Annotated in this window: 5 protein-coding genes; 2 read left to right on the top strand and 3 right to left on the bottom strand. The window is 64.0% G+C overall.

Features of this window, described 5'->3' with window-relative positions; genetic code table 11:
- The first annotated feature begins 353 nt into the window (after positions 1–353).
- Positions 354–1,580: an ABC transporter substrate-binding protein gene (locus I6F38_RS40010; protein WP_018269220.1), complete on the top strand. Its 1,227-nt coding sequence runs from the start codon at positions 354–356 to the stop codon at positions 1,578–1,580.
- 172 nt (positions 1,581–1,752) lie between these two features.
- Here the strand turns inward: I6F38_RS40010 and I6F38_RS40005 are convergent, their stop codons facing one another.
- Positions 1,753–2,178, bottom strand: coding sequence for a DUF1330 domain-containing protein (locus I6F38_RS40005; protein ID WP_016845520.1), 426 nt, complete (start codon positions 2,176–2,178; stop codon positions 1,753–1,755).
- 137 nt (positions 2,179–2,315) lie between these two features.
- Between I6F38_RS40005 and I6F38_RS40000 the strand changes: the two genes are divergently transcribed.
- On the top strand, positions 2,316–4,565 hold the full coding sequence (locus I6F38_RS40000) for a penicillin-binding protein 1A (protein ID WP_225164268.1): 2,250 nt from the start codon (positions 2,316–2,318) through the stop codon (positions 4,563–4,565).
- A gap of 259 nt (positions 4,566–4,824) precedes the next feature.
- Here I6F38_RS40000 and I6F38_RS39995 read toward each other — a convergent pair whose 3' ends face one another.
- Both I6F38_RS39995 and phaZ read right to left on the bottom strand, forming a co-directional pair.
- Positions 4,825–5,664 carry a SprT family zinc-dependent metalloprotease gene (locus I6F38_RS39995; RefSeq protein WP_076824634.1) on the bottom strand — a complete coding sequence of 280 codons (840 nt, stop codon included), beginning with the start codon at positions 5,662–5,664 and terminating at the stop codon, positions 4,825–4,827.
- A gap of 198 nt (positions 5,665–5,862) precedes the next feature.
- Positions 5,863–7,191 (bottom strand): polyhydroxyalkanoate depolymerase, encoded by a 1,329-nt coding sequence (phaZ, locus tag I6F38_RS39990; RefSeq protein ID WP_028341465.1) that lies wholly within the window; start codon positions 7,189–7,191, stop codon positions 5,863–5,865.
- Between the last annotated feature and the right edge of the window lie 80 nt (positions 7,192–7,271).

Genomic DNA, 7,271 nt, shown 5'->3' with positions numbered 1-7,271 from the left:
AGCCGCAGGTCGCCGAACCGCCCCAGGCCAAATTCCAGTCCCAACATCAAACGCTCCGTGAATCATCACTCAACCCACGGAATCAGCAATCAAATCGCCTAGCAAGATGTGTGCATACGAGAGCCGCAGGCGGGGCGAGGTAAAGCGGGCCCCAACCTTCGCGCCGCTCCACCCACCTTTTCGCAGCGCCCCCTACTTTGGTTGACTGAAATCGCTCACCTTTTCGGCAGCGCTCGTCTTGCGTTGCAATAACGGTTCCTCCAGTATCCCGGCCCAGCGATGGCGACCGCGGGACCTTGAACCCGCGGACAAGATCATCGGCCAACCATCAGTCACGTGAGGGAAACAGCACTATGAGGAACGGGATTTTCCACTTGGTCACGGGAACGGCGCTCGCGATCGCGCTGTCAGCAACGTCGGCCTTTGCGCAGAAGAAGTACGATCCGGGCGCGAGCGACACCGAGATCAAGATCGGCCAGACCGTCCCCTTCTCCGGACCGGCCTCCGCCTATGCCTCGATCGGCAAGACCCAGGCAGCCTACTTCAAGATGATCAACGATCAGGGCGGCATCAACGGCCGCAAGATCAACCTAATCCAGTATGACGACGCGTATTCGCCGCCCAAGGCCGTCGAGCAGGTGCGCAAGCTCGTCGAGAGCGACGAGGTGCTCTTGACCTTCCAGATCGTCGGCACGCCGTCGAACGCCGCCGTGCAGAAATATCTCAACGCCAAGAAGGTGCCGCAGCTGTTTGCCGCCACCGGCGCCTCGAAGTTCACCGACCCGAAGAACTTCCCCTGGACGCTCGGCTTCAACCCGAACTACTTCGTCGAAGGCCGCATCTACGGCCAGTACATCCTGAAGGAGCATCCCAACGCCAAGATCGGCGTGCTCTATCAGAACGACGACCTCGGCAAGGATTATCTGAACGGCATCAAGGCCGGCCTCGGCGACAAGGCCGCCAAGATGATCGTGGCCGAAGCCTCCTATGAGGTCTCCGACCCGACCATCGATTCCCAGGTGATCAAGATCAAGGACGCCGGCGCCGACCTGTTCTTCTCGGCCTCGACGCCGAAGCAGGCGGCGCAGGCGATCAAGAAGATCGCCGAGCTCGGCTGGCACCCGATCCACATCGTCGACATCAACGCGACCTCGGTCGGCGCCGTGCTGCAGCCGGCGGGCCTGGAAGCCTCCAAGGGCCTGATCAGCACCAATTACGGCAAGGATCCGGCCGATCCGCAGTGGAAGGACGATCCGGGCATGAAGCGCTATTTCGACTTCATGGCCAAGTACTATCCCGACGGCGATAAGAACTCGAACTTCAACACCTATGGCTACTCGACCGCCCAGTTGATGGTGCATGTGCTGAAGCAGTGCGGCGACGACCTGACCCGCGACAACGTGCTGAAGCAGGCGACCAACCTGAAGAATGTCGAGCTCGACATGGCGCTGCCCGGCATCAAGGGCAACACCGCGCCGAACGACTATCGCGTCAACAAGCAGCTGCAGATGATGCGCTTCAACGGCGAGCGCTGGGAGCTGTTCGGCCCGATCCTCGAGGACGCCGGCCCGGCGGGCTAGTCGGTTCGCGCAGGTTTGAAAAGCAATCGGCGGCCTCCGGGCCGCCGATTTGTTTTTTGTGACTCGTCATTGCCGGGCTTGACCCGGCAATCCATCAATTGAGAAGGCCTTTTCTCCGATGGATGCGCGGGTCAAGCCCGCGCATGACGATATCGGCCGACGGCCGACATCGTCACTTCGGAATCTCGCCGAAATTCTTGCCGACCGGCAGCACCGCATGGCGGATCAGGCGGGAATCGTCCACCGCGGCCTGGCGGTGTTTCACGGCCTCGCGATAGACGGGATCGCGGATCATCTCGACGAAGGCGGCGACGCTTGGATATTCCGCGATGAAGCAGTGATCCCAGCGCTCCTCCTGCGGACCGATCAGCATCAGCTCGAAGCGGCCTTGCCAGACGATGCGGCCGCCGAGCCGTTCGAACACCGGCCCGCTCTCGCGGCCATAGGCGGCATAGGCCTCCGCGCCGGTGGCCTTGCGACCGTCGGGATAGGCGGCCCATTCGCGCAAGCGTACCAGGTTGAGCATGTGGATCGGGCCCGGCCGGTTGTTGTCCCGGAATTGCGCGAAGACGTCCTTGGTCGGATCGATATGGCCCATGCGGTGCTCCTTCGTTTCTTGTTCCATCTCTATGTAGCACGCGCTGCCTCACCTCCTAATCCCCCGTTAAGCTTTGCGTAACCGCGCCTTAAACCGGGAACGCTAGCGTGCGCTCTGTCAGGGTGTGAGCGTTGCGGATGGCGTGGGGACGTAAAAAAGGCGGTGCGCGCAAGGAGCCGCTGTTCGGGCTTCCGGCCGCGCTTGCCGACCTCCGGCTGTCGCCGTCCGACCGCATTCCCGGCGGCGGCGACGACAAGCCCGCCAAATCCAAACCCAAAGGCAGCGACAAGGGCAGCGATTCCGGTAGCGAGAAACCGCGCCCGTCGCGCAGTGGCAGCAAGCGGCGCAGCAAGTCGCGCGGCTTTGGCATCGGCCGCCTGTTCTATTGGACCGCGGTGCTCGGCCTGTGGGCCGGCATTGCGGTGATCGGTGTCGTGGTGTGGGTCGGCGCGCATCTGCCGCCGATCCAGTCGCTGGAGATTCCCAAGCGTCCGCCGACGATCCAGATCGTCGGCATCGACGGCAGCGTGCTGGCGCAGCGCGGCGAAATGGCCGGCGCCAATATCGCGTTGAAGGATCTGCCGCCCTATCTGCCGAAGGCCTTCATCGCGATCGAGGACCGCCGCTTCTATTCGCATTACGGCGTCGACCCGGTTGGCATCCTGCGCGCGGCGGTGACCAACCTCCTGCATCGCGGCGTCTCGCAGGGCGGCTCGACGCTGACCCAGCAGCTCGCCAAGAACCTGTTCCTGACCCAGGAGCGCACCATGCAGCGCAAGCTGCAGGAAGCCGAGCTCGCGCTCTGGCTGGAGCGCAAGCATTCCAAGAACGAGATCCTCGAGCTCTACCTCAACCGGGTCTATTTCGGGTCCGGCGCCTATGGCGTCGAGGCCGCCGCGCAGCGCTATTTCGGCAAGTCGGCGAAGAACGTGACGCTGCCGGAAGCCGCGATGCTGGCCGGCCTCGTCAAGTCGCCGTCGCGGCTGGCGCCAAATCGCAACCCTGAAGGCGCCGAGCAGCGCGCGCAGGTCGTGCTGGCGGCGATGGCCGACGCCAAGTTCATCACCGAGGCGCAGGCCAAGGCCTCGATCGGCCAGCCCTCGATTGCGGTGAAGCCGGCCGGCGCCGGCACCGTGAACTATGTCGCCGACTGGATCGGCGAAGTGCTCGACGATCTGGTCGGCCAGATCGACCAGGACATCGTGGTGCAGACCACGATCGATCCGAAGCTGCAGAACGTCGCCGAAGCCGCAATCATCGATGAGCTCGCCGCCAAAAGCGTGAAGTTCAATGTCAGCCAGGGCGCGCTGGTGGCGATGACGCCGGACGGCGCGGTGCGCGCCATGGTCGGCGGCCGGAACTACTCGGAGAGCCAGTACAATCGCGCGGTCACCGCGAAGCGGCAGCCGGGCTCGGCGTTCAAGCCGTTCGTCTATCTCACCGCGGTCGAGGCAGGGCTGACGCCGGACACCATCCGCACCGACGCGCCGCTCGACATCAAGGGCTGGAAGCCGGAGAACTACACCCACGAATATTTCGGCTCGGTGACATTGACCCAGGCGCTGGCGATGTCGCTGAACACGGTCGCGGTGCGGCTCGGCGTCGAGGTCGGCGCCAAGAACGTGGTGCGCACCGCGCACCGGCTCGGCATCTCCTCCAAGCTGGAGTCCAACGTCTCGATCGCGCTCGGCACCTCGGAAGTCTCCGTGATCGAGCTGGTCGGCGCCTATGCGCCGTTCGCCAATGGCGGCTACGCCATCTCGCCGCATGTCGTGACCAGGATCAAGACCAGTTCGGGCAAGCTGCTCTATGACCGCCCGACCGATCCGCCCAACCAGGTGATCGAGCCGCGCTATGATTCGATGATGAACAGCATGATGCGCGAGACGCTGATCTCGGGCACCGCGCGCAAGGCGGAGATCCCGGGCTGGACCGCCGCCGGCAAGACCGGCACCAGCCAGGATTATCGCGACGCCTGGTTCATCGGCTACACCGCCAAGCTGGTCACCGGCGTCTGGCTCGGCAACGACGACAATTCGCCGACCAAGAAGGCGACCGGCGGCGGCTTGCCGGTCGAAGTGTGGACCCGCTTCATGAAGGCGGCGCATCAGGGCGTGCCGGTCGCCGCGATCCCGAACTCGCAGGGCAGTTGGGGACCGGCGAACCTGATGCAGATCTCGTCACAGGTCACCGCGCCGTCAGCGCCGGCGGGACCGATGCAGCTTCAGCCGCCGATGCAGGCGCCGCCGCCGGCGGTACCATCCGGCGGCTATTATCGCGCGCCCCCGCCGACGCCGACCCGCGCCTCGGCCCCACCCAACCCGAACGCGCGGCCGGAGGCGGCAGCTGGACTGGACGGCTGGCTGGCGGATCGGTTGTTTCGGTAGAAGTCGGTAGGCGGACGGATCGCGTTGCTCCGTAGCCCGGATGAAGCGAAGCGTAATCCGGGACCAGTCACGCCATCGGTGAAAGCTGCCCCGGATTACGCTTACGCTCCATCCGGGCTACGCGCTCAAGCCGTCATCCCCCGCGAAGGCGGGGCATCCAGTACGCCTCAGCCCCTGGATTGAAGACAAACGCCTCTGGAATACTGGATCGCCCGCTTTCGCGGGCGATGACAGCAACGTTCGGGGCGAACAGCGCGCCCTACTCCTGGATTCCGTAGCGGTGCAGGTCGTTGCCGTAGGTGTCGAGCCAGTTCTTGGCGCGCGTTACCGACGCGCAGACCTTGTCGACCACCCGCCAGAACCGCGCCGAGTGGTTCATCTCGACGAGATGGGCGACCTCATGCGCGGCGAGGTAATCGAGCACGAAGGGCGGCGCCAGGATCAGCCGCCATGAGAACGACAGCGAACCCGCCGAAGTACACGAGCCCCAGCGGCTGGACTGATCGCGGATCGAGATCCGGCGTACCCGCACGCCGAGTTCCGCGGCGTGAAGCTGCGCCGCCTTCTGCAGGTCCTTGCGCGCCTCGCGCTTGAGGAAGTCGTGCACGCGGCGATCCATGTACTCGACGCCGCCGGCGACGCAAATGATCCTCTCGCCGCTGTCGCGCGTCTCGGTCCACACCGTGCCGCGCTCGCCCGAGCGGTGCACCAGGCGATGCGGCACGCCGCGCAACGGCACCACGGTGCCGGGCTGGAACGGCGCCGCCTTCGGCAGACGGCCGAGACGGGCGGCAATCCAGCCCCCATGGAGATTAGCGAACTCCTTGGCTTCCGGAATCGTGCCGCGCGGCGGCATCGTCAGGATCGCTTCACGATCGGTCGGATGTATCCTGAGTGTGTAGCGGCGCGCGCGCCTATGCCGGCGCAACCTGACGGTGAAGAACTGGGAGCCGTGTCTGACCAATACGGTCGCGGGTTCGGCAGGCCGCCGATAGAGGAGCGCGCGAGTAGCCATTTCTGAGAGTCCGGGGAGCAGGAGTTCGCCCGAACTTTGCCATATCCGCCGCCAGGGAAAGCGCTCGGCGCAAAAACAAATCATTTGCCCAATATACAGGGGTCGGACGTTAATTGACCTCTACCGGCAGGGGCTGGAACCGGAATTTTTCCGATGAATCAAGGTTACGAAAAAGGCCCAAAGAATGAAATTATACTCATCCCTTGAACCCTGCCCGATTTGAGATTCTTTTAGTTAAATCAGTGGCTTGCGCGACCGCGAAAATCGCGGCCGGGGCGATACCTATTCGGCCGCGGCGACCAGCGAAAGCCGCGTATTGGCCGCCGAAACCATGAAATCGGAGATCCGCGGCACGATTTCGGACCGGAAACGCGAGCCGTTGAACACGCCATAGTGCCCGACGCCCTTCTGCACGTAATGCACGCGGCGATGGTTCGGGATCGCGGTGCAGAGCGCGTGCGTCGCCTCGGTTTGGCCAAGACCTGAGATGTCGTCCTTCTCGCCTTCGACCGTCATCAGCGCGACGCGGCGGATCTTCGACGGATCGACCGGCTTGCCGCGATGGGTCATCTCGCCCTTCGGCAACGCGTGCTTGACGAAGACGAGGTCGACGGTCTGCAGGTAATATTCGGCGGTGAGATCCATCACCGCGAGATACTCGTCATAGAATTCGCGGTGCTTGTCGACGAGATCGCCGTCACCCTTGACCAGATTGGCGAACAGCGCCTTGTGCGCGTCCATGTGCCGGTCGAGGTTCATGCTGATGAAGCCGTTGAGCTGAAGGAAGCCCGGATAGACGTCGCGCATCACGCCAGGATGCGGGAACGGCACCTTGGTGATGACATTGTTGCGGAACCACTCGATGCCGCGCTCTTCCGCGAGGTTGTTGACCGCGGTCGGATTGCGCCTGGTGTCGATCGGCCCGCCCATCAGCGTCATCGACAGCGGCACGAACGGGTCGTTGTTGGCTTCCATCACTGAAACAGCTGCCACGACAGGCACCGAAGGCTGGCACACCGCGATGACATGCATGTTGCCGCCGAGAGCGTGCAGCATCTCGATCAGGTAGTCGACATAGTCCTCGAGATCGAACCGGCCGGCCGCGAGCGGCACCATGCGCGCGTCGGCCCAATCGGTGATGTAGACCTCATGCGTCGGCAGGAACGCCTCGACCGTGCCGCGGAGCAGCGTCGCATAGTGGCCCGACATCGGCGCCACGATCAGCACGCGCGGCTGCGGCGAACGCAGCGGGCGCGTCAGCTTGCGATCGAAATGCAGCAGGCGGCAGAACGGCTTTTCCCAGATCGAACGGACCTCGACCGGGGTGCGGATGCCGTTGACCTCGGTCGTCGGCAGGTTCCATTCCGGCTTGCCGTAGCGGCGCGTAGTGCGCTCGAACAGCTCGCAGCCGGCGGCGATCGACTTGCCGAACTCGGTGTGGGTCCACGGATTGAGCGGGTTCTGAAACAGGATCTTGGTGGCGTCGGTCACCGCGCGCACCGGATTGAGCGACGCATGCGCCATCTCGTACATCCAGTACAACGGCGTCGTGAGTGCCGGGCTGCCTTCCGCCGCTAGTGGCGGGGCACCGCCAAATTCACCGATGGGCATAGTATTTTCAGACCCCTGTTTTGCGCCGCAGCATACTGACCAATGCGTAACAATGCGTCAATGCGCCGCGAGCCGAATCT

This window comes from Bradyrhizobium sp. BRP56, from assembly GCF_020194035.1.
Taxonomy (GTDB): Bacteria; Pseudomonadota; Alphaproteobacteria; order Rhizobiales; family Xanthobacteraceae; genus Bradyrhizobium; species Bradyrhizobium australafricanum.
The sequence above is the reverse complement of the archived record's forward strand: the minus strand, read 5'-3'. Positions and strand labels throughout refer to the sequence as shown.